General features: G+C 62.0%; 19 protein-coding genes. 10 read left to right on the top strand and 9 right to left on the bottom strand.

What is annotated here, in order from left to right; translation table 11 throughout:
- Positions 1-15: 15 nt before the first annotated feature.
- From IFT59_RS15845 to IFT59_RS15800, 10 genes are all read left to right on the top strand, one after another.
- Positions 16-987, top strand: a complete 972-nt coding sequence (locus tag IFT59_RS15845; protein WP_192087471.1) for a DUF6282 family protein — start codon at positions 16-18, stop codon at positions 985-987.
- The gene (locus IFT59_RS15840) at positions 984-1,871 is read left to right on the top strand and encodes a 3-keto-5-aminohexanoate cleavage protein (protein ID WP_192087470.1); all 888 of its coding nucleotides are present in this window, start codon (positions 984-986) and stop codon (positions 1,869-1,871) included. The genes IFT59_RS15845 and IFT59_RS15840 overlap by 4 nt, the downstream gene beginning before the upstream one ends.
- A gap of 1,157 nt (positions 1,872-3,028) precedes the next feature.
- Positions 3,029-4,156, top strand: coding sequence for a transporter substrate-binding protein (locus tag IFT59_RS15835; RefSeq protein WP_192087469.1), 1,128 nt, complete (start codon positions 3,029-3,031; stop codon positions 4,154-4,156).
- Positions 4,153-4,734 (top strand): ANTAR domain-containing response regulator, encoded by a 582-nt coding sequence (locus IFT59_RS15830; RefSeq protein WP_062577661.1) that lies wholly within the window; start codon positions 4,153-4,155, stop codon positions 4,732-4,734. Before IFT59_RS15835 ends, IFT59_RS15830 begins: the two co-directional genes overlap by 4 nt.
- Positions 4,734-5,582 carry an ABC transporter permease gene (locus tag IFT59_RS15825; RefSeq protein ID WP_192087468.1) on the top strand — a complete coding sequence of 283 codons (849 nt, stop codon included), beginning with the start codon at positions 4,734-4,736 and terminating at the stop codon, positions 5,580-5,582. Before IFT59_RS15830 ends, IFT59_RS15825 begins: the two co-directional genes overlap by 1 nt.
- Complete coding sequence (locus tag IFT59_RS15820; RefSeq protein WP_192087467.1) at positions 5,582-6,502, top strand: ABC transporter permease; 921 nt, start codon at positions 5,582-5,584, stop codon at positions 6,500-6,502. Before IFT59_RS15825 ends, IFT59_RS15820 begins: the two co-directional genes overlap by 1 nt.
- Positions 6,503-6,524: 22 nt before the next feature.
- Positions 6,525-8,153 carry an ABC transporter substrate-binding protein gene (locus IFT59_RS15815; protein ID WP_192087466.1) on the top strand — a complete coding sequence of 543 codons (1,629 nt, stop codon included), beginning with the start codon at positions 6,525-6,527 and terminating at the stop codon, positions 8,151-8,153.
- A gap of 186 nt (positions 8,154-8,339) precedes the next feature.
- Entirely contained in the window at positions 8,340-9,284 is a 945-nt protein-coding gene (locus IFT59_RS15810; RefSeq protein ID WP_062577668.1) for an acetamidase/formamidase family protein, read from the top strand.
- A gap of 23 nt (positions 9,285-9,307) precedes the next feature.
- The gene (locus tag IFT59_RS15805; RefSeq protein ID WP_197978143.1) at positions 9,308-10,966 is read left to right on the top strand and encodes an ABC transporter ATP-binding protein; all 1,659 of its coding nucleotides are present in this window, start codon (positions 9,308-9,310) and stop codon (positions 10,964-10,966) included.
- Between the two features lie 236 nt (positions 10,967-11,202).
- Entirely contained in the window at positions 11,203-11,637 is a 435-nt protein-coding gene (locus IFT59_RS15800; RefSeq protein ID WP_162734845.1) for an RbsD/FucU family protein, read from the top strand.
- A gap of 253 nt (positions 11,638-11,890) precedes the next feature.
- Here the strand turns inward: IFT59_RS15800 and atzF are convergent, their stop codons facing one another.
- From atzF to IFT59_RS15755, 9 genes are read right to left on the bottom strand one after another with little or no spacing between them, the layout of a single operon-like run.
- Positions 11,891-13,708 carry an allophanate hydrolase gene (gene atzF / locus IFT59_RS15795; RefSeq protein ID WP_192087464.1) on the bottom strand — a complete coding sequence of 606 codons (1,818 nt, stop codon included), beginning with the start codon at positions 13,706-13,708 and terminating at the stop codon, positions 11,891-11,893.
- The gene (locus IFT59_RS15790; protein ID WP_192087463.1) at positions 13,705-14,058 is read right to left on the bottom strand and encodes a cupin domain-containing protein; all 354 of its coding nucleotides are present in this window, start codon (positions 14,056-14,058) and stop codon (positions 13,705-13,707) included. The genes atzF and IFT59_RS15790 overlap by 4 nt, the downstream gene beginning before the upstream one ends.
- Positions 14,051-14,719, bottom strand: coding sequence for a cysteine hydrolase family protein (locus tag IFT59_RS15785; protein WP_184655908.1), 669 nt, complete (start codon positions 14,717-14,719; stop codon positions 14,051-14,053). Before IFT59_RS15785 ends, IFT59_RS15790 begins: the two co-directional genes overlap by 8 nt.
- The gene (locus IFT59_RS15780) at positions 14,719-16,269 is read right to left on the bottom strand and encodes an ATP-binding cassette domain-containing protein (RefSeq protein ID WP_192087462.1); all 1,551 of its coding nucleotides are present in this window, start codon (positions 16,267-16,269) and stop codon (positions 14,719-14,721) included. The genes IFT59_RS15785 and IFT59_RS15780 overlap by 1 nt, the downstream gene beginning before the upstream one ends.
- A 1-nt stretch (position 16,270) precedes the next feature.
- The gene (atzD, locus tag IFT59_RS15775; RefSeq protein ID WP_062460518.1) at positions 16,271-17,335 is read right to left on the bottom strand and encodes a cyanuric acid amidohydrolase; all 1,065 of its coding nucleotides are present in this window, start codon (positions 17,333-17,335) and stop codon (positions 16,271-16,273) included.
- A 17-nt stretch (positions 17,336-17,352) separates the two neighbouring features.
- Entirely contained in the window at positions 17,353-18,054 is a 702-nt protein-coding gene (gene biuH / locus IFT59_RS15770; protein ID WP_192087461.1) for a biuret amidohydrolase, read from the bottom strand.
- 10 nt (positions 18,055-18,064) lie between these two features.
- Positions 18,065-19,081, bottom strand: coding sequence for a formamidase (locus IFT59_RS15765; RefSeq protein ID WP_192087460.1), 1,017 nt, complete (start codon positions 19,079-19,081; stop codon positions 18,065-18,067).
- A gap of 13 nt (positions 19,082-19,094) precedes the next feature.
- Positions 19,095-20,021, bottom strand: coding sequence for an ABC transporter permease (locus IFT59_RS15760; RefSeq protein WP_192087459.1), 927 nt, complete (start codon positions 20,019-20,021; stop codon positions 19,095-19,097).
- Positions 20,021-21,151, bottom strand: a complete 1,131-nt coding sequence (locus IFT59_RS15755; RefSeq protein WP_192087458.1) for an ABC transporter permease — start codon at positions 21,149-21,151, stop codon at positions 20,021-20,023. The genes IFT59_RS15760 and IFT59_RS15755 overlap by 1 nt, the downstream gene beginning before the upstream one ends.

The raw sequence follows: 21,151 nt of genomic DNA, 5'->3' as shown, positions 1-21,151 counted from the left end.
CAAGAGGTCAGTCCGATGAATATCGAACCGTTTCTGCCGCGCCATGACGGTGCATTCGAACTCGAACAGCCGGCGCGGGCCGGCGAGGTCGCGGACCTGTTGAAGGGCGCCGTCGACCTGCACTGCCACAGCGGCCCGGCGGCCATGCCGCGCATCCTCGACCACCGGGAAGCCATGCGCGAGGCCGCCGAGGCCGGGTTCCGGGCGTTGCTATTCAAGGATCACTATTATGTCGGCATGCCGCACGCGATCCTGTTGCAGTCCCTCTACCCGGAAGACCGCATCGAGCTGTTCTCCGGAATTGCCTTGAACAACGCTACAGGGGGCATCAATCCCCATGCCGTCGACCACGCGGTCGCGCTCGGGGCAGCGATCGTCTGGATGCCGACACTGTCGGCCGCCAATCACTTGGCCGATGCCGGAAAGCAGACGAAGACATTTCCGAAGACGACCCGTAGAATGTTGCCCGTCGAGCCGCTGAGCGTGCTGGACGCGAATGGTGCACTGACCGATAAAACCAAGCAGGTCCTCGACATCATCGCCGAAGCCGACATCATCTTATCCGGTGGCCACCTGTCGGCAGGCGAGTTGCACGTCCTGTTCGAGGAAGCAGGGGCGCGGGGTGTGAAAAAGATGCTCGTCAATCACCCAACCTACGTGATCGGCTGCACCGACGAGGATATCCGCCAGCTTGTCGGGCTCGGTGCCCATATGGAGCATTCGATCGGCATGTTCGTCGGAGGCAAGTCACTTAAGTTCACCCCACAGGATCTGGCTCATCTGATCGAGGTCGCCGGCATCGATCGCACGATACTATCGTCCGATCTCGGCCTCATCGGCAGTCCGCGCCCGGTCACAGGTTTCCGCGCTGTTGTCCAGACGCTGCTCGATCTCGATTTTCCCGCCGCGGAAATCCGCAAGCTGATCGGCGGTAATGCCGCATCGCTCCTCGATCTGCAGCATATCGGAGAAGGCGCATTTCGATGAGAGCCACGATCCTCACCTGTGCGGTAACAGGCAACCTGACGACGCGCGAACAGCATCCCAGCCTGCCGGTCACGCCCGACGAAATTGCCGACGCGTGCATTGCTGCGGGCAAGGCCGGAGCGGCGATCGCCCACATCCACGTCCGCGACCCGCACACCGGCAAACAAAGCATGGAGCTCGCCTATTATCGCGAAGTTCTCGAGCGGATTAGGGTAAGTGGCAGCGATATCATCATCAACCTGACGACTGGGCCGGGTGGCCGCTATGTGCCGAGCGACGAGGACCCCGGCATTGCTGCTCCAGCCTCGACCATCATGCCGCCGGAGCGGCGCGTCGAGCACATTGCTGCCCTGAGGCCGGAAATCGCCACGCTCGATCTCAACACGATGTTTTCCGGAACTGCCGTAGTGATCAATACGCCGCGCAACGTACGGATCATGGCCGAAGTCATTGTGGCGGCCGGCGCTCGACCGGAGCTGGAGGTTTTCGACAGCGGCGACATCCACCTCGCGCACGATCTGATCACGGATAGCACGCTTTCTTCGCCGGCCATGATCCAGATCGTCACTGGTGTTAAATACGGCGCCGCATCTACCCCCGAAACGCTCGTCTACATGAAATCCCTGTTGCCATCCGGCTCCCACTGGGGCGCCTTCGGCGTCGGCAGGCTTGCCTTCCCGATGCTGGCGCAGTCCTTCCTTCTAGGCGGGCATGTGCGGATTGGACTCGAGGACGCGGTCTATATCGAGCGAGGGCGTCTGGCGAAGGATAATGCTGAAATGGTAGAGAAGGGGGTGCGTCTCGTCCAAAAACTGGGTGGTGTAATCGCAAGCGCATCAGAGGCCCGAGAGATTCTCGGGTTGCAAGGCAAATACGCGTGGTAGCAGCCATAGAGAGTTGTGCGTCGAGGCAACCAACCGCGTAAAACGCCTTGATCGACAGGCCCTAGTTGGTATCGACATTCAGGACTTTTAAAGTTGAGGTAATTGCACCCAAAGGCCATTTGGCCGATGGGGTTCCATACAAGTTTCTGTGCAATCAGGCTCCCTCTCCGGGTCTATCTGGGAAGAAATGACTGTGTGCAGGCTCGGCAGCTAAAAGCGAGCGACAGGCGTACAAGCAATAGTGCTGGTCCCGATGGCAGCCATTGACCTAAAACTCTGAACTTCATGTCGGATCAGTTAGTTGGCGAGCTCAGGTTCCGAGTTCGAACAATGGTAGACGACTGCACAAGCAATGACTGTGCTTCGCCGCTGAAATATCGCTTCCAGGTCTGCTTGTTTGCGCATGAGCTAAATTGAATCATCGAAGATCGCGATACGCCGAGGATAATTGTCATCGACGAAGGCAGCTAGTTCACGAGCAACGCAGTCCTGCAACGGACCGATCAGGTCAATGTCGATTTGCCATGCGTCGTACGTGGCAAGCCAATTTGGAACGCCTACGTCGAAAGCTCCAACGGGAGCTGCGCGACGAGTTCTTTGATCCGTGGTTATCAAGGCCTTCAGACTGGCCAATCGTTGCAACCACCACCGACCGCAGTCTGGCATCTGCCGGCCTACACCTGCGTTGTGCGCTCAGGCCATCGAACCGCTACGTGACGCGGCTCAAGGCACCGTAAGTGCTACACACAGCCGGGCTACCGTCCAGGCTATACTGACCCGACACCGGTGGATCGACGCTAAGCTGGATAGAATTTTAAGGCGCGCTCCAGCTGAGGCTCTTTCCGTTAATAGCAAACAATGCCTATGTGCTTGGTTCGCGCCATCAGTAAATTACCCGGGCTCAGAGCGGTCGCCTCGTCCCTGTCGTCGACTGCCGCGTTTTGTGCCGCTTATGACGAAGCCATACGCGACACAGTCAAAGTTGAAGACCCAGTGCACTTGACAACGTGGTTCTGCCTGTATTTTACTCAAGCTCGCGGAATAGGCATACGCCGCCGCATCACATGACTTCGATTGTCTCCAGGCAGTTTCGCCTCACATCGCCCCGCCCCGTGCGGGATCTGCGTTGTGGGGTTTTTTGGTTTTGGTGCACCCGCATGAGCGACCCGATCAGGATTGGCATTCTCTTTTCGACAACCGGACCCTATGGGTCGATGGGGCGGGACGCGCGCGACGGTGCCGATCTCGCGATTGCCGAATTCGGCGACGCGTCTGATGGCGGCGTCGATGCTGTGTTCTTCGATCCCCACGCGGATCTTGCCGCCTATCTGGACGGTGCCCGCAATCTGCTACGACAGGGATGCCGGCACATTGTCGGCACGATCACCTCGGCTGCCCGCAAGGAAGTCCTGCCCCTGATCGAAAAGCACGACGGTCTTCTCTGGTACATGTGCCCCTACGAGGGGTTCGAGGCCAATGAGAGCGTCATCTATCTCGGCGGCTGTCCAAACCAGCATCTCTTGCCGCTGTTCGAGTATCTGATCCCCCGCTATGGCAAGCGGCCCTATCTGGTGGGTGCCAACTATGTCTGGGGCTGGGAAATGAACCGGCTGGCGCGCGAACTGGTGGGCAATGCCGGCGGCGAGGTCCTCGGTGAGCGTTACCTGCCGCTTGATGAAACCGCCGTCGAACGGATCATCTCGGAGATCGAGCAGCGGCGTCCGAGTTTCATTCTGAACAACCTTATCGGGCCTTCCAGCTATGCGTTTCTGGCCGCCATGCGGGCGCTGGCTGACAGGGATCCTGCGTTTCGGCCTGAGGTCTGCCCGGTCGTCAGCTGCGACCTGATGGAATGCGAGCTAGCCGATATCGCACCGGGTGCTGCCACGGGGCAACTTTGCGCCGCCTCCTATTTCGATACTCTGGCGACGTCCGAAAACGCGCGCTTCAAGCGGAATGTTCATGCGAGGTTCGGCGAGCGCCGGGTGTCGAGTGTCTTTACGAGCGCCTACACGGCGGTCAAACTCGCACTTGCGGCGATTTCGGCGGCGAGTACCGACGATCCGCGGGCCGTGCGGCAGCAGCTCAGCCGCCAGCCCTGGCCGAGCCTGTTTGGGCCGCTTGCCATCGATGCGGAAACCAACCATGCGGCGCTGCCCTTCCATCTCGGCCGCATCAACAGTTCCAACAGTTTCGACGTGATCGCTTCGCGGCCGCCGCTTGCGGCAGATCCTTATCTCACCGGCGGCAATCGTCTGCAGCCGAGACTGCGGGTGGTGTCATGAGGCAGACCCCGACTTTCGCCGGCTCAAAGGTCACGATCCTGCACCGCGAAGACGGCAATACCGAAAAGCTCGTGCGCCAGCTTCGGCTGCTCGGTGTCGAGGCAAATGTCCAGTGGGCACCGCTGTCTTCAGGCGATCTGCCCGACATCGTCATGGTCGATGCGGACCAGGGCTGGGACGATCTCCTGCCGTTCGACAGGCAGGCGCCGCTTCGCCCTGTCGTGGCACTGCTCGGATCGGAAGCGCCCGGTCGCATTGCCTGGGCGCTGTCGCAAGGGGCGGGCGCCATCATCGCCAAGCCCGTCGCCAGTTCCGCCGTCTACCCCGCCCTCGTCATGGCGCTGTCCATCCAGCAGGAGCGCGAGGAAGCACAGGATCGCATTCGGCATCTGGAGGAGCGCTCGCGCCTGAGGCCGCTGGTCTATGCGGCGGTCGAGCGTCTGATGGTCTCGCATGCGATCGGCGAGGATCAGGCCTATCGGACGCTGCGCGAATGCGCCATGCGCCGCCGCTTGCCGATGGAGCAGATCGCGGCCTTTATCGTTGCCGGCGCCGAACCGCTCCCGGAGGCGATCTGATGCGGGTGTTCAAGGAGCTTCTGAGGCAGCCGGTCGCGTTGTTCGGCATTCTCATCGTCCTCACGGTCGTCATTGCAGCGCTCGCCGCGCCGATGATCGCGCCGTTCGATCCTGACAACCAGATGTTCGACGGGCTTTCGCTGGAAGGCGCCCCGCTGCCGCCGGGCGGACCGTTTCTGCTCGGCACCGACACGCTGGGTCGGGACCTGTTTTCGCGTCTTCTCTACGGCGCCCGCACATCGCTGATCATCGGGCTCGTCGCCAATGGCGTGGCGGTGACGATCGGGCTGTTCGTCGGCATCGTCGCAGGTTACGTGCGCGGCTTCTTCGGCACGCTCCTGATGCGGTTTACCGATCTGATGATGGCGTTTCCGGCGCTGCTGCTGGCAATCGTGCTTGCCGCCCTGCTTCGCCCGAGCCTCTGGATCGTCGCGATGGTGATCGCGCTGGTCAATTGGGTGCAGGTCGCCCGCATCGTCTATACCGAAACCCGCGGGCTGGTGGAGCGCGACTTCATCATGGCCGAACGCTCGCTCGGTGCCGGTCACGGGCGGATCCTGTTCCTGCATATCCTGCCGCATCTGATGCCGACGGCGATCGTCTGGGGCACGCTCGGCATTGCAACGACCGTGCTTCTTGACGCGACGCTGTCCTTCCTCGGGATCGGCGTACAACCGCCGCAGCCGTCCTGGGGCAATATCATCTTCGAGAGCCAGAGCTATTTCCAGGCGGCACCGTGGCTGGTGTTCTTCCCCGGCGCGATCATCCTTTTGACGGCACTCTCCTTCAACCTCGTCGGTGACGCCCTTCGCGACATTCTCGATCCGACGCAGCGGGGACGCGGCTGATGGCGATGCTCTTTCTCCGGCGCGTGGTGCAGATGGCGCTGATCCTGCTCGGGGTCGCGGCGATCACCTTCGTGCTGCTCTACGCCCTGCCGGCGGATCCGGCACGGATGATTGCCGGCCGCAGCGCAACGGCGCAGACGGTCGCCAACATTCGCCGCGAACTCGGCCTCGACCAGTCGTTGCCTGTGCAATTCTGGACGTATCTCTCCAACCTGCTGCAGGGCAATCTCGGTCGCTCCTATGCGCAGAAGACCGAAGTCGCGACGCTGATCATGGCGCGACTGCCTGCCACCCTGACGCTGATGTTTTCCGGCATCGTCGTTGAAGTGGTGCTCGGTCTGACCCTTGGAACAATCGCAGCAGTCCGCCGCGGCGGGTTCGTCGACCGGGTGGTGATGATGGCATCCTTTGTCGGCGTGTCGGCGCCGCAATTCGTGGTGGCGCTGCTGCTGCTTTATGTGTTTGCCGCAACGCTCGGCTGGTTTCCGATGAGCGGCTACGGTACGTTTTCACATGTGGTGCTGCCGGCCGCCACGCTCGGCGTGCTCGGTGCCGGCTGGTATGCGCGCATGGTGCGCTCCGCCATGATCGACGTGCTCAACCAGGATTACGTGCGAACGGCCCGCGCCAAAGGGTTGTCGTCGCGCCGCATCACCTTCCGCCATGCGCTGCCGAATGCGGTGCTGCCTGTCATCGCCATGATCGGCATCGATATCGGCCAATTCATGGGCGGCGTTGTGGTGGTCGAGGCCGTCTATGGCTGGCCGGGCATCGGCCAGCTTGCCTGGCAGGCGATCCAGCAGGTGGATATTCCGATCATCATGGGCGTGACGCTCACCTCTGCGCTCGCCATCATTCTCGGCAACCTCGTTGCAGACCTCATCGCGCCGGTCATCGACCCGCGCATTAGAACCCGCTGACAGCAACAAAAAGGGGAACGACATGTTCAAACGCTGGCTTCGAAACACAACCGTGGCAACCATGGTGGCAATCGCCCCCGTGGGCACCATGTCCGCCATGGCGCAGGGCGCACCGCAGCAGGGCGGCGATATCGTCGTCACCTACAAGGACGACATCACCACGCTCGATCCGGCGATCGGTTACGACTGGGTCAACTGGTCGATGATCAAGAGCCTTTATTCGCGCCTGATGGATTACGAGCCGGGCACGCCGAACCCGGTGCCGTCGCTCGCCGAAAGCTTTGAGGTCGCTCCGGACGGGCTGACCTACACGTTCAAGCTCCGCAAGGGCGTAAAATTCTCGAACGGTCGCGAAGTCGTCGCCTCCGACGTCAAATACTCGATCGAGCGTGCCGTCGATCCGAAGACGCAAGGCCCCGGTGCCGGCTTCTTCGGCGCCATCAATGGCTTCGAGGACGTAACGGGCGGCAAATCGACGACATTGTCGGGCATCGAGACGCCGGATGCCGGCACGGTCGTGTTCAAATTGTCGCGTCCGGATGCGACCTTCCTGCACGTGCTCGCCATCAACTTCGCCTCGGTCGTGCCGAAGGAAGCCGTCGAGGCAGCCGGTGGTGATTTCGGCAAGAGCCCTGTCGGCTCCGGTACGTTCACTCTGAAGGAATGGACGATCGGTCAGCGTCTCGTGTTCGAGAAGAACCCGGCCTATTACGTCAAGAACGTGCCGCATATCGACAAGTTCACCGTGGAGGTTGGCCAGGAACCTCTCGTCGCATTGCTGCGTCTACAGAAAGGCGAGGTCGATATCGCCGGTGACGGCATCCCGCCGGCAAAGTTCCTGGAAATCAAGAACTCGCCCGACGGCGCCCAGATCATTGTCGACGGCGCGCAGCTGCATACCGGCTACATCACGCTCAACACCAAGATGAAGCCGTTCGACAACGTCAAGGTGCGTCAGGCTCTCAACATGGCGGTCAACAAGGAGCGGGTCGCGCGTATCCTCAACGGCCGCGCCACGCCCGCCAACCAGCCGCTGCCGCCGCTGATGCCCGGTTACGACAAGTCGTTTACGGGTTATGCCTACGACGTTGCCAAAGCCAAGGCGCTGCTTGCGGAAGCGGGCTTTGCCGACGGTTTCGAGACGGTGCTCTACTCGACGAATACCGATCCGCAGCCGCGCATTGCCCAGGCGATCCAGCAGGATCTGGCAGCGATCGGCGTCAAGGCCGAAATCCGGGCGCTTGCCCAGGCGAACGTGATTGCTGCCGGCGGCACGGAAGGCGAAGCGCCGATGATCTGGTCGGGCGGCATGGCCTGGATCGCCGACTTCCCGGACGCGTCGAACTTCTACGGTCCGATCCTCGGCTGCGCCGGCGCGGTACAGGGCGGCTGGAACTGGTCCTGGTACTGCAACAAGGATCTTGATGCACGCGCCGTTGCGGCCGATTCGATGTCCGATCCGGCAAAGGCTGCCGAGCGTACCGCTACCTGGGGCAAGGTCTTCACGGACATCATGGCCGATGCGCCATGGGTCCCTGTGATCAACGAGCGCCGCGTCGTTGCCAAGTCGCTGCGCATGGGCGGTGCCGACAACATCTACATCGATCCGACCCGCGTCATCAATTACGACGCGATCTTCGTGAAGCAGTAGACGCTTTCGGCTTTCGCCTGAGGTCGATACCCCCTCTGGCCTGCCGGCCATCTCCCCAACAAGGGGGGAGAAATCCGCGAGGACGTCTAGTTTCGATCGCGGACGGAGCGGCAGGCAAGCCCTTCCCCCTTGTGGGGAGGGGTCGGGGAGGGGACTTGCTAACAAAAGATACCAGGGAGAACATTCATGTGCATAGCCTGTACCCACACCATTCACCGCGCCCAGCATAATTTCGGCTGGAACAAGGATTTCGAACCGGCCGTGGTCGCGAAAGCGGGCGAGACGATCCATTTCGAGTGCCTGGATTCCTCCGGCGGCCAGCTCGGTCGCGATGCGACGCTGGAGACGCTGAACAGTCTCGATTTCGGAAAGATCAATCCGGTTTCCGGACCTGTTTATGTGGAAGGCGCCAAGCCCGGCGACGCGCTGAAGGTCACGCTGCGCAAGTTCATTCCGTCAGGCGTCGGCTGGACGGCCAACATTCCGGGCTTCGGTCTTCTCGCCGACCAGTTCAAGGATCCGGCGCTGCATGTCTGGACCTATGATACCGCAACCATGGCGCCGTCGCTGTTCGGCCCCGGTGGACGGGTGCCGCTGAAGCCGTTTGCCGGGACGATCGGTGTCGCTCCTGCCGAACCGGGCACCCATTCGGTCGTGCCGCCGCGCCGGGTCGGGGGCAATCTCGATATTCGCGACCTGTCGGCCGGCGTCACGCTCTACCTCCCGGTTGAAGTCGAGGGTGCGCTGTTCTCGATCGGCGATACGCATGCCGCCCAGGGCGACGGCGAGGTCTGCGGCACGGCGATCGAAAGCCAGATGAATGTCGAGGCGACGATCGAGCTGGTCAAGGATGCGAAGCTCCAGTCCCCGCGCTTCACCGTGACCGAGCCGGTGACCCGCCATCTCGACGGCGCCGGATACGAAGTCACGACCGGCATCGGGCCGGACCTGATGACCGGTGCGCGCGAAAGCGTCATGCGAATGATCGATCTGCTGACCGTCGAACACGGGTTGAACCCAGTCGATGCCTATATGCTCTGCTCGGTCTGCGGCGATCTCAGGATCAGCGAGATCGTCGATGCGCCGAACTGGGTGGTGTCGTTCTATTTCCCGCGGATCGTCTTCGCGTGAACGAGCATTCCGCAACAGCTGCGATGCCGATCCTCAGCGTCCGCGATCTCGATGTCGATGCGCGGACGCCCGAGGGGCGCAAGCCCGTTCTGCGAAACGTGAGTTTCGATCTGGCGGCGGGCGAAACGCTCTGCATCGCCGGCGAATCCGGGTCGGGTAAATCCGTCACCTCACTGTCGATCATGGGACTGTTGCCGAAGGCCTCGCTGACGGTGACCGCGGGCAAGATCCTGCTCGGCGATCGCGACCTGACATCGCTTTCCGATCGGGCGATGCGCGCGGTGCGGGGTCGCGATATCGCCATGATCTTCCAAGAGCCGATGACCTCGCTCAATCCCGTGATCTCGATCGGCACGCAGCTGACCGAAGCGATCCGCGAGCATCAGGGTCGCGACAATGCGGACGCCGTGGCGCTTCAGATGCTCGACGCGGTGCATATGACCGAACCGGCTCGTCGGCTGAAGCAATTTCCGCACGAGCTTTCCGGCGGCATGCGGCAGCGGGTGATGATCGCCATGTCGCTGTCCTGCCGGCCAAAAGTGCTGATCGCCGACGAGCCGACGACCGCGCTCGACGTGACGGTACAGGCGCAGATCCTGAAGCTGATGCGCGAATTGAAGCGCGAGTTCGACACCTCGATCATCATGATCACCCACGACATGGGCGTGGTGGCGGAAATGGCCGACCGCGTCGTCATCCTGCAGAACGGCAGTATCGTCGAGCAGGGCGGCGTCATCGATATCTTCCACCGGCCGCAGGCTGCCTATACGCAGCAATTGCTGGCCGCCGTGCCGATCCTCGGTGCGCATGCGGGAACCGACGGTCCGCCGCGTGTCTCGGCCGAACCGAAGCAGCCGCTTCCCGCGCCGGATCGGTCGCCAGTCCTCAATGTCCGCGATCTCGGCGTCAGCTATGGCAGCGCTGCCGGCCGGATTTTCAAGGGCAAGCCGCCGGTGAATGCGGTCAGTGACGTCGCCTTCGATATCCTGCCCGGCGAGACGCTGGGTCTGGTCGGCGAAAGCGGATCGGGCAAGTCGACCACCGGAAAGGCCGTCCTCGGGCTTATTCCCTTCACCGGCCAGGTGATGATCGACGGCCGCGAGATCGGCATGCTCAGCCAGCGCGATATGCAGGCTGTGCGCCGCTCGGCGCAGATGATCTTCCAGGATCCCTATGCCTCGCTCGATCCGCGCATGGCGGTCGGTCGGGCGATCGCCGAACCCTTGGTCATCCACGGTATCGGCAACAGAACCGAACGGCAGGACCGTGTCGCAGACCTGCTTCGCCGCGTCGGTCTGCCGCCGGAGGCTGCCAGCCGGTATCCGCACGAGTTCTCAGGCGGCCAGCGACAGCGCATCTGCATCGCCCGGGCGCTGGCTCTCGAACCCAAGCTCATCGTCGCCGACGAAAGCGTCGCGGCGCTCGACGTCTCGGTGCGGGCACGCGTGCTCGACCTGATGCTGGAACTGCAGGAGACGATGGGGATCGCCTATCTGTTCATTTCCCATGACATGGCGGTGATCGAGCGCATGTCTCACAATGTGGCCGTGATGCGCGGTGGGTCGATCGTCGAGATGGGCCGCCGCCGCGACGTCTTCGAACAGCCGAAGGACGAGTATACGCGGGCGTTGATGGCTGCGGTGCCGATCCCCGATCCCGCTGCGCGTCGCCATCACGGTTAAGGCGACGCGTATTCGTGGATTGCCTGACCTCGATGCGGGACTGTCTTGCCACGGTGACGCGGCTGACGATAGACGCTTTACGACGAGGATAACGTTGGAGCGTCAACACGTATGCCGAACACAAGACACGGATTTCGTTGCTACTCATCGATTTTTTTGACAGCTTGTGCCGCAGATAGCCTTGGCCATCACACCAACGATACAACTCTATCAGCTATAACGGAACTCGTATGACAATGTTGAAGAACATCCCAAAGCATTTGAGCCCGGATGTGCTGTGGGCACTCGCAGCAATGGGGCACGGTGATTGTCTGGCTGTGGTTGATGCCAACTACCCAGCTTATTCTCGTCATCAACGTGTCTTACCGATTGTGGGAGTGCCGCTCGTTTCAATCATCGCCGATATATTGAAGTTGATGCCGGTCGACGACTTTCTCGAAAAACCCGTAGTTAAAATGGTCCCTGACGGAGACCCGAGCTACGCCGCGTCGGTTCATTACGATGTCGAAAAGATAGTAAACGACACGGAGGAGCGGCAGGTTAGCTTCGAGCCCGTCGAGAGGACGAAGTTTTACGACGTTGCGGCTCGCGCATTCGCTGTTGTCGCGACTACGGATGACAGGCCCTTTGGTTGTTTCATTTTCACAAAGGGCGTCATCCGATCCGTCTAGTTTCCGTCGGCGCCGTCGGTTCGATTTTGCAAGAGTTCTGATATGGTTAGGCGTCCTTTGATCTCTGATTCAGAGCTTTCGGGATCGTGACGTGGATGCACTTTTTCATGTTGACGACCTGCGTGATGCGAATATCGGCCGCCAAGCTGCAGCGGGCGTGCATGTCACCGAAGCCGTCTGCGGCTATGTCGGATCGAGTGCTGTCAGGTTAGAAGCAGATCGAGGTTAGGTAGAGACCACATGCCGCCAGCAATCAGCCGCTTTTGCAATAGGCGCGCCAGCCTCCGTATCGGCTAATGTCGTTTGCGCCTGTCTCGAGCGCGATCTGTTCGCAGAGGAACCCCTTTGCCGACGTTCCGTCCGAAAGCGAGATCGTGCCGATCCCGAGAGGTGAGGGGATGGCCGCCACAAACCGGCCGAAGGCTGCGGGCGTCAGGCGCCAGATCTCGACTTCTATTTCCGTGCCCTGTCCGTGGCCGACCTTTACCATGCCCGGCTTGGCGGGAACGGTGCCGGCGAGGGCGTAAAGGCTGTAGTCGCCTGACGTCCGTGTCGTTCGGGAGAATTGTCCATCGAGCGCGATGAGCTGATGGTTGAGCGGCATTCCCGAAAGATGCGCGCCGACCACGACCAGATCGATCAGATCATCTGCCGTTACCACAGGCGGTGCCTCGGTCGGAGCCGGTAGCGGCCAGCCCGTCGCGCCGAGCGTCAGCCCGCTCGCGGCGTGAAGATCGCGGGCAAGCGTCGCTGTCAGCCCGTCCTTGCCGGCCGGCGCTAGAAGGGTGACGCTTGCCGGCAGGCCATCCGGTCGCTTGCCGGTCGGGACGGCGATGCCGCACATATCGAGCAGATTGACGAAATTCGTATAGGTGCCGAGGCGGGAATTCTCCCGGATCGGTTCGGCTTCCAGCTCCGCGACCGTGAAATGGCGCGGTGCCGTGGGCACGCAGAACAGATCGACGGAACCGATGACCGGCGCGAGTTTCTTCTTCAGCGCCTGCAGCGCATAAAGGCCGTTGAAAGCATCGGCCGCCGAGAGGGCTTTCGCTCCGCCATAGATGCTGCGCGTTACCGGATGGAACGTGTCCTCATGCGCATCGAAGAAGTCCTTCACGGCTGCGTAGCGTTCTGCAACCCAGGCGCCTTCGTAAAGCAGGTCCGCTACCTCGTAGAAATCGGCAAAGGGAATTTCTACGAGCTTGTGTCCGAGGCCCGTCAGTGCGGCGAGGGCCTGTGCGTAGGCCGCTTCCATCGACGCGTCGCCGAAGAACCTCAGGTCGGCCGCTGCGGGAACGCCGATCGTCAGCACGGGAGGCGCCGCGCGATAGCCTGTGGTCGGGATCGCCCTCGAATAGGCGTCGGTCTCATCCGGTCGGGCTGCGACGGAAAACACGGTCCAGGCGTCCTCCACCGTCAACGCGAAGACCGAAACGCAATCCAGCGTCCGGCACGCGGGAATGACCCCCGTGGTGGAAAAGGCGCCAAGGCTTGGTTTCAAGCCGACGATATTGTTGAGGCCGGCCGGAATGCGCCCGGAACCCGCCGTGTCCGTTCCTAGCGCGAACGAGACGATACCGTGTGCGGTGGCAACGGCCGATCCTGACGATGAGCCGCCCGGCACGAGTGTCGGGTCAATGGCATTCTTCGGGACCGGGTAGGGCGAGCGCAGGCCGACAAGGCCGGTGGCGAACTGGTCGAGATTGGTCTTGCCGATCACCAGCGCTCCCGCCTCCTTCAGCAGGCGCACGATGGTCGCATCTTTTTCCGGCGTGTAGGCGTAGTCCGGGCAGGCGGCGGTGGTTGGCATGCCCGCGACGTCGATATTGTCTTTTACCGCAAAGGGTATGCCGAACAGCAGCTTTGCGGGATCGAAGGCGCCGAGCTTTTCCGCTTCCGCCAGGATCTCGAGTTTATCGCCCAGGTGGATGAAGATACCGGGGTCATCGACCTCGGCAATCCGGGCAAACACGCGCTCGACGATCTCGGTGACGGTGCCGCCGTTGCGATAGAAATTCGACAGCGAGACGATGTCGAATGCGGGTAGATCCGTCGATGTGGAGTAAGTCATGCCATGCTCTCTTCAAGTATCTTCACGGGCCGGTCCCACTGGATCAGCACCACACATCCCTTATCGCTCCAGACCGAATGCTCGGTGCCGGCGGCGTTGACCACGTAACTGCCCTCACCGTAATCCCCCGCTTCATCGGACTGCACGCCGTTGAGAACGAGGATGGTTTCGAGCCCCTGATGGAGGTGGCGTGGCACGGATGCTCCCGGCTGGTATTTCAGGATCGCCACGCCCGGCTGGTCGCCCTCGAACGGTCTGATCCAGTGGATCGTGACGTCTTTGCGGAACGGCCCGAAGTCCAGGTCCTTCCAGCCTCCAGACGTCAGCATGGCGCGTGTCGTTTCAGGCATGGGGCAGTCCTTTCAGGATGTCGTCTATATGCGCCGTCCAGCCAACGATCGCGCCCTGTGCGCGGATCATGGCGATGGCGGCGGCCTTGAATTCGGGGAAATAGCTTTCGGTCGCCTCCTCGCAGAGCAGGCATTCATAGCCGCGGTCGTTTGCTTCCCGCATGGTCGTCTGCACGCAGACTTCGGTGGTCACGCCGGCAAAGACGAGCTGGGTGATGCCCTTCTCCTTTAGGATTTCGCCGAGTGCCGTCGCATAGAACGCGCCCTTGCCGGGCTTTTCGATCACCTCTTCGCCGGCGATCGGGGCGAGTTCGGGCAGGATTGCCGTGCCCGGTTCTCCCGCAATCAGCACACGGCCCATCGGCCCTTCGTCGCCGATCCGGAGAGAGGGGTTGCCGCGATCCCGCTTGGCAGGCGGCAGGTCCGAGAGATCGGGCCTGTGACATTCCATCGTGTGGATGACGGGCAGGCCCGCGGCGCGAAAACCTTCGATAAGCCGCTTCACGTCCGGCACGATCCGGGTGATACGAGAGACGTCGTTGCCGAGGCTTGCGCCGAAGCCGCCGGCTTCGGCAAAATCGCGCTGCATGTCGATCACAACAAGCGCCATCTCGGCAGGTCGCAATGGAAAATCGAACGGTTCGGCCTTGATCATCGACATCAGTGGTGCCCCGCCATATGTGCCCCGATCACGCCGATGTCGGCGCCACGCGCCGGCGTCTCGTAGACGAGCCGTCCCTCGGAAATGACGATGATGCGGTCGGACATTTCGAGAAGCTCGTCGAGATCTTCAGAAAGCAGCAATACGGCCGTTCCCGCGTTGCGCGCCTTCATGATGCGGGCACGGATTTCCGCGACGGCCGAGAAATCCAGCCCGAAACACGGGTTGGAAACGATCAGCAGATCGACTTCGCCTGTCAGTTCGCGGGCAAGCACCGCACGCTGTACATTGCCGCCGGATAGGGCCGCGATCGGCGATGACGACGACGCGGTCTTCACCTTGAAATCGGAAATGAGCGCGGTCGCTCGCTTCTTCATGCCGGCCTTGGAGAGCCACATTGCATCCCGACCATCGGGCTTGAGATCGAAGGTCCTGAAGGAAAGGTTTTCGCTCACCGTCATCCGGGGTGCGCATGCGTTCTGCAGCGGCTCTTCGGGAATGAAGCGCACGTTGTTCGCCCGCGTTTCTGCGCGAGTTGCCCCATAGGCCGAGCCGTTGACCTCGATGCTGCCGGCGCTGAGAGGTCGCTGACCGGACAGGATCTCGGCAAATTCCTTTTGTCCGTTGCCGGATATGCCGGCGATCCCGACGATCTCGCCTTCGCGGACCGACAGGTCGTCGATCTCGATCGTCCTCAGCCCAGATCGATCCGGCGCCCTGACGTTGCTGAGCCTGAGCACCGTTTCCGCAGATTGGTTGACAGGCGCGCGGCTGTCGAGTTCGGCGAGTTTCACATTGCCGATCATCATCGCTGCCATGTCGGCGGTCGAGAGGTCACTGACCTTTCCCGTCCCGACCAGCTTGCCGCGACGCAGGATCGAGACGTCGTCGGCGAATTTGGTGATCTCGTGAAACTTGTGGGATATCATCAGCACGGTCAGCCCGCCGCTCTCCGTCATCCCGCGCACGAGGCCCAGCATCTCGTCGGCTTCGGCGGGCGTCAGAACTGATGTCGGCTCGTCGAGAATGAGGAAGGACCGGCCGAGATAGAGCTGCTTGACGATTTCAAGCTTCTGTTTCTCGCCAGCGGCAAGCTCGCTGACCGGTCGGTCGAGCGGGATCTTGAACGGCATACGCTCCATGAATTCAGCGAGTTCGCGGCGCTCCTTCGCCCAGTTGATCACGGCCGGCACTTGAGCCCGGCTGATCACGAGGTTCTCGGCACCGGTCAGCGAAGGGACGAGGGTGAAATGCTGGTAGACCATCCCGAGCCTGTAGGTCGCCGCATCCCTTGGAGAAGCGATCGCGACTTCGCGTCCGTCGACCGAAAGCGAGCCCGACGTCGCGTGGTAAAAGCCCATGATGCATTTGACCAAGGTCGACTTGCCGGCGCCGTTCTCGCCGAGAAGCGCGTGGAAGGATCCGGCTGGAACGCTGATCGAAACGTCATCCAGCGCCGTAAACGCGCCGAACCGCATGGTCATTCCCAATGTGTCGATGCTGGCAGCCTTGCCACGCTCCGGAAGAGGGGTATCGCGAACAATGCTCACTTCATCTCTCCTTTTCAACAATGATAGCGACAGGCCCGCCGCCGGGTGGTCCCTGGTGCTCGGCGCCACCAGAGACATAGAGATCGGTCATGCCGAAGACGCCCGCGAGCACGCCGCCGACAAAGGCGCGGGCATGGCGGGTGCCGGCAATGTCTGAATCGTCCAGCATCGTGTGACGCCGGCCACCGACCATGCCGGATGGGTCGGGTTCCGCCTTGGCCAGTACGGCGGCAATCGTCGCCCTTTCCGGCAGGCGCGCACGGGCGCCGTGCACGGAAGCAGTATCGATGGCGCTCGCCATGACGGCGTGATCGATCGCAAGCGGTCCGCTCCAGGCTCGGCTCATTCCAAGTACGATGATCTCGTGATCGGTCAGTTCGACGCCGGCGGATGCGGATGCGCGACGTGAAAAGAGGTCGTGACGGGAGCCGATGACCTCATCGGTAATGGTTGCGGCATCGACTTCGCCAAGTGCTAGGGCGACGCCCAGCGCCGAGGCTCCACGCGAAAGTCCCATGGACTTGAGTGTCTCGCGCGTGGCGACGGCGTGCCCCGTACTGTCTGCTTCGCCGATGCGGGCAAGCGTCAGAAGCGGGCATTTGATCTGGACGAAATGGACGTCCGCGGGGTCGTCGATGCCTGCATCCGCCATCGCGGTTCTTACGCCTTCGGCGACCATAAGCGCCTGTTCACGACGCCCGAGATGATGGAATGGGAGGTGGGGCGTTCTGGATGTACCGATGGCGAGAGCGGGCCCGCCTGCATCTGCGGCGTCATCAATCAAGCTCTCACGCGCAAAAACCGTCCAGTGCGGCGACAGGGCTCCTTCGGTGCCACCGGACATCACCAGCGAGACACCCTCGACGCCGTGGCGCGCGAACAGTGCCTCGAAACTCGCCGTGGCGAAGCCCCTCGTGAAATCGTTGACGCATCCGTTGCCCTCCGTCTTTCCGAGGATCGCAACGACGTTTTCCGGCTTCAGCCCTGCCGCGAACAGGGCTTCTACGCCCGATACATCGGACGGACCGCTCGCCGCGACGCGAAAGACTTGAGCACGCCTGGTCATGGTGGCGGCTTGCATCATCACGGGAGTGCCTCGATCAGCATTTTCGAGCTGGCCACCGCGCCGAAGACGCCGCCCTGCATCTTGACCATCTTGATCGCAGCGAGGTGGTTGCCGTAATCGGTCGCGCCGCAGCAATCCTCCAGAAGCAGGCATTCGAAGCCGCGGTCATTGGCCTCACGCATGGTCGTCGAGACGCAGACATCTGTTGTGATGCCTGTCAGAATGAGGTTCTCGATGCGCTTCTGGTGGAGGATCAGCTCCAGATCCGTCGCGCAGAAAGAACCCTTGCCGGGCTTGTCTATGATCGTTTCACCCTCGATCGGATAGAGTTCCGGAATGATGTCCCATCCCGGCTCGCCCCGGGTCAGGATGCGGCCGCAGGGACCGGGATCGCCGATGCCAGCACCGATGCGCTGCGAGCGCCAGCGCTTGTTGGCGGGAAGGTCGGCCAGATCGGGACGGTGGCCTTCACGCGTGTGGATGATGTGGTAGCGTTTGGCACGCATGGCCGCGAGCACCGATCTGATCGGCTCGATCGGCGCCTGTACCAGCGACAGATCATAGCCCATGTGGTCGACATAACCGCCCTTGCCGCAGAAGTCCGTCTGCATGTCGATGATGATGAGGGCGGTATTGTCGGGCCGCAGCTTGCCGTTATACGGCCACGGATAGGGATCGGCGCCGACATAGGTCTCGGTTGTTTCGACCATCGCATCCATGGAGTCTCTCCTATTCCGCTGCCGGCTTGAGGGTTTCGCCATAACGGCGCGACGGCTTGTCGAAACCGCAGGACGTGCCGTCGGTGACTTTGACCTCGTTCTCCCAGGGCAGCTGGTATTTGCCGGCGAGCAGGTCGTGCATGTAGCTGTAGGGCGCATCGCCGGCGCCGCCTTCGACTGCGACGTAGCCGCGATGGCCGAACTGGTAGATATTGTTTTCCACGCCCCAGCCGCGCCGCGCCTCGCGCACAAGATCCGGACGGACTTCCGCTGTGATGATCTCGTTCGGCCGCCCGGACGTCCCGTGTGCAATGACCGAGCCGTCGAAATTGCAGATCATGCCTTCACCCATGCTGTCGAAAGTACCGTCCGAGCCGCACATGCAGACATTGGCGGTGACCATGAGGTTGCAGAAGGCATTCGACTGGTTGGTAAAGCGCCAGGCCTCGCGGATCGGCGCCGTATAGCCTGCCGTCCTGATCATGATTTCGGCACCCTTGTAGGCGCATTCATGCGCCATCTCCGGGAACATGCCGTCATGGCAGATGATCAGTGCGAGCTTTGCGCCCTTGGGCCCGTCGATGACAGGTATGCCGAGATCGCCAGGTTCCCATGGCTCGACCGGCACCCAGGGATGCATTTTGCGATAATAGAGCTTCAACTCGCCCTGGTCGTCGATGACGATACCGGAATTGTAGGGCATGCCGCCCGGGTTCAGTTCCATGATCGAGAAGCAGCCCCAGATCGCGTTATTGCGGCAGGCTTCCTTGAACGCAGCGACCTCAGGCCCGTCCAGCGAGCACATGATGTCAGGATTGATGTCCATCGACAGACCGTGCAGGGCATATTCGGGGAAGACGACGAGATCCATGCCGGGCTGGTTGCGCCGCGCCTTGGCGACGAGATCGACGATCACCTGAGTCTGGCGGGCAAGGTCCGCTTTCGTCACGGTCACCGGCAACTGCAGCTGCACGAGACCGATACCGACGCCGTGTTCGGATTTGTTGAGGCCGCCTAAGCCATTCATGTGACAACTCCTATCATTTCGTCAGGGAAAGCTCGCCCGGCGCGCCTGCAAGCGCTCGGTGGGGCGAGGATGTGGCAATCAGTATGGCAAGCGTCAGCACGTAAGGCGCCGCGTAGAAGAGATAGTAGCCCTGCGTCACGCCGACCGATTGCAACGCCGGCCCGAGCGCGCCTGTACCGCCGAAGAGAAGGGCGGCGAGGAAGCAGTGGATCGGGTTCCAGCGGGCAAAGATCACCAGCGCCACAGCCATGAGGCCTTGGCCGGAGGAAATGCCCTCGTTCCAGGAGCCGGGATAGTAGAGCGAGAGATAGGCCCCGCCGACGGCCGCCAGCGATCCGCCGAGCGCGGTGGCGAGCAGGCGGACGCGGTCCGGATTGATGCCCATCGCGCGGGCCGCATCGGTGGAGTCCCCGACGACGCGCAGGATGAGGCCGGGACGCGTATTGCGGAAGGCCCAGAACAGGAAGAGAGCCAAGGCAAAGCCGATGAAAAAGAGGACGTTGATATTCAACGCCGCCTGGACCTGCGGATAGGACGACCAGTTGCCGAGCGGGATGGACGGCAGCTTTGGCGCAGAGGGCTGGATGAACGGCTTGCCGAGGAAGAAGGCAAACCCGAGCCCGAACTGCATCATGGCAATGCCGATTGCGATGTCGTTGACCCGCGGGAAGCGGCAGATAAAGCCGTGAATGAGCCCGAAGATGGATCCCGCCGCCATGGCGGCGAGGACGCCAAGCCAGGGCGAACCGGTGAGGACCGCGACGGCGTAGGCCGTCATGGCGCCAAAGACGAGCGTGCCTTCCAAACCGAGATTGATGCGTCCGGAACGCTCGGTGATGGCTTCGCCGAGCGAGACGAAAATGAAGGGCGTAGAGACGCGGATCGCGCCGGCTAGAATGGCAAGCGGAACGCCCCAGAGACCAATGTTTGTCTCGTCCATCACGGGCTCCTTTTCCAGAGGTCGGGATTGAAGACTTTGAACCGGCCGTAAAAAGTCTCGCAGAAGAGGATGACGATGAAGAGCGTGCCCTGCAGCGCAACGACGGTGGCATCGGGCAAGCCCATGCGCCGCTGGATCAGGCCGCCGGATGCCTCGAGACCTCCGAGCAGAAACGCGATCGGTATGATTGCCAGCGGATTGTGGCGCGCCAGAAATGCCACAAGAATGCCGGTATAGCCGTAGCCTGCCGCGATCGAGCCGTTCGCACTGCCCTGCACGGCCGCCACCTCCAGCATGCCGGCGAGCCCGGCAAATGTGCCGGCGATCGCCGTGAAGCCGACGATCAGGCGACCGACCGGCAAGCCCTGAATTTGTGCGGCGCGAACATTGCCGCCCGCCATGCGTGCGGCAAAGCCGTAGCTCGTCATCTCGATCAGGATCCAGGAGCCGACACAGGCGATGATGCTGATGACGAGGCCCCAGTGGACGTCCATTCCGGGGATATCACCGATCATATATCCTGGTGGCAGCGGCATGGTGGAGGGCTTGTTCAGGCTAGCCGGATCCCGCAACGGTCCTTCCACGAGCTGGTTCATCAGCGCGATCGCGATATAGGCCAGAAGCAGCGACGAGATCGTTTCGTTGACGCCGCGATAGTGCCGCAGAAACCCGACCGCACCGATCCAGATGCCGCCGACGATCATGGACGCGAGCGCCATGGCGATGAGCGCCGGATAGGGAGGAAGGATGCCGGTCAGCGGTGCGGCAACCGCCGCTGCCGCAACGCCGCCGAGCACCAGCGCGCCTTCTCCGCCGATGATGACGAGGCCCAGCCGCGCCGGCAGCGCCACGCAGAGTGCTGTGAGGAGGAGGGGGGCTGCGCGCGACAGGCTGTTTTGCAGCGAAAACCAGCTGCCGAAACCGCCGGTATACATGAGCTGGAAGAGCGCGACCGGCGATTTGCCAATCGCGAGGATGAAGAGGGAGAAGAGCATGAGGCCCGCCAGAATGGCAGCAGACCCGATCACGACAGGCTCCGCCCGCCGCGCCAGCCATTCCAGAAGCGGGCGGAGAGTGGTTCTTCCGCCGGCATTCAACGACAGGGCTGGATCGTTTGCTTGAACTGTCAT

The sequence above is a fragment of the Rhizobium sp. CFBP 8752 genome (assembly GCF_014842035.1).
Classification (GTDB): domain Bacteria; phylum Pseudomonadota; class Alphaproteobacteria; order Rhizobiales; family Rhizobiaceae; genus Neorhizobium; species Neorhizobium soli.
The sequence above is the reverse complement of the archived record's forward strand: the minus strand, read 5'-3'. Positions and strand labels throughout refer to the sequence as shown.

Bases quoted from the DNA above. Each gene is read 5' to 3' on its own strand.
- atzF (WP_192087464.1), bottom strand. From the start codon at position 13,708: ATGACTTACTCCACATCGACGGATCTACCCGCATTCGACATCGTCTCG.
- biuH (WP_192087461.1), bottom strand. From the start codon at position 18,054: ATGGATGCGATGGTCGAAACAACCGAGACCTATGTCGGCGCCGATCCC.
- IFT59_RS15790 (WP_192087463.1), bottom strand. From the start codon at position 14,058: ATGCCTGAAACGACACGCGCCATGCTGACGTCTGGAGGCTGGAAGGAC.
- IFT59_RS15760 (WP_192087459.1), bottom strand. From the start codon at position 20,021: ATGGACGAGACAAACATTGGTCTCTGGGGCGTTCCGCTTGCCATTCTA.
- IFT59_RS15765 (WP_192087460.1), bottom strand. From the start codon at position 19,081: ATGAATGGCTTAGGCGGCCTCAACAAATCCGAACACGGCGTCGGTATC.
- IFT59_RS15825 (WP_192087468.1), top strand. From the start codon at position 4,734: ATGCGGGTGTTCAAGGAGCTTCTGAGGCAGCCGGTCGCGTTGTTCGGC.
- IFT59_RS15815 (WP_192087466.1), top strand. From the start codon at position 6,525: ATGTTCAAACGCTGGCTTCGAAACACAACCGTGGCAACCATGGTGGCA.
- IFT59_RS15830 (WP_062577661.1), top strand. From the start codon at position 4,153: ATGAGGCAGACCCCGACTTTCGCCGGCTCAAAGGTCACGATCCTGCAC.
- IFT59_RS15820 (WP_192087467.1), top strand. From the start codon at position 5,582: ATGGCGATGCTCTTTCTCCGGCGCGTGGTGCAGATGGCGCTGATCCTG.
- IFT59_RS15800 (WP_162734845.1), top strand. From the start codon at position 11,203: ATGTTGAAGAACATCCCAAAGCATTTGAGCCCGGATGTGCTGTGGGCA.
- IFT59_RS15810 (WP_062577668.1), top strand. From the start codon at position 8,340: ATGTGCATAGCCTGTACCCACACCATTCACCGCGCCCAGCATAATTTC.
- IFT59_RS15845 (WP_192087471.1), top strand. From the start codon at position 16: ATGAATATCGAACCGTTTCTGCCGCGCCATGACGGTGCATTCGAACTC.
- IFT59_RS15755 (WP_192087458.1), bottom strand. From the start codon at position 21,151: ATGACAGTTCAAGCAAACGATCCAGCCCTGTCGTTGAATGCCGGCGGA.
- IFT59_RS15835 (WP_192087469.1), top strand. From the start codon at position 3,029: ATGAGCGACCCGATCAGGATTGGCATTCTCTTTTCGACAACCGGACCC.
- IFT59_RS15840 (WP_192087470.1), top strand. From the start codon at position 984: ATGAGAGCCACGATCCTCACCTGTGCGGTAACAGGCAACCTGACGACG.
- IFT59_RS15785 (WP_184655908.1), bottom strand. From the start codon at position 14,719: ATGTCGATGATCAAGGCCGAACCGTTCGATTTTCCATTGCGACCTGCC.
- IFT59_RS15805 (WP_197978143.1), top strand. From the start codon at position 9,308: ATGCCGATCCTCAGCGTCCGCGATCTCGATGTCGATGCGCGGACGCCC.
- atzD (WP_062460518.1), bottom strand. From the start codon at position 17,335: ATGACCAGGCGTGCTCAAGTCTTTCGCGTCGCGGCGAGCGGTCCGTCC.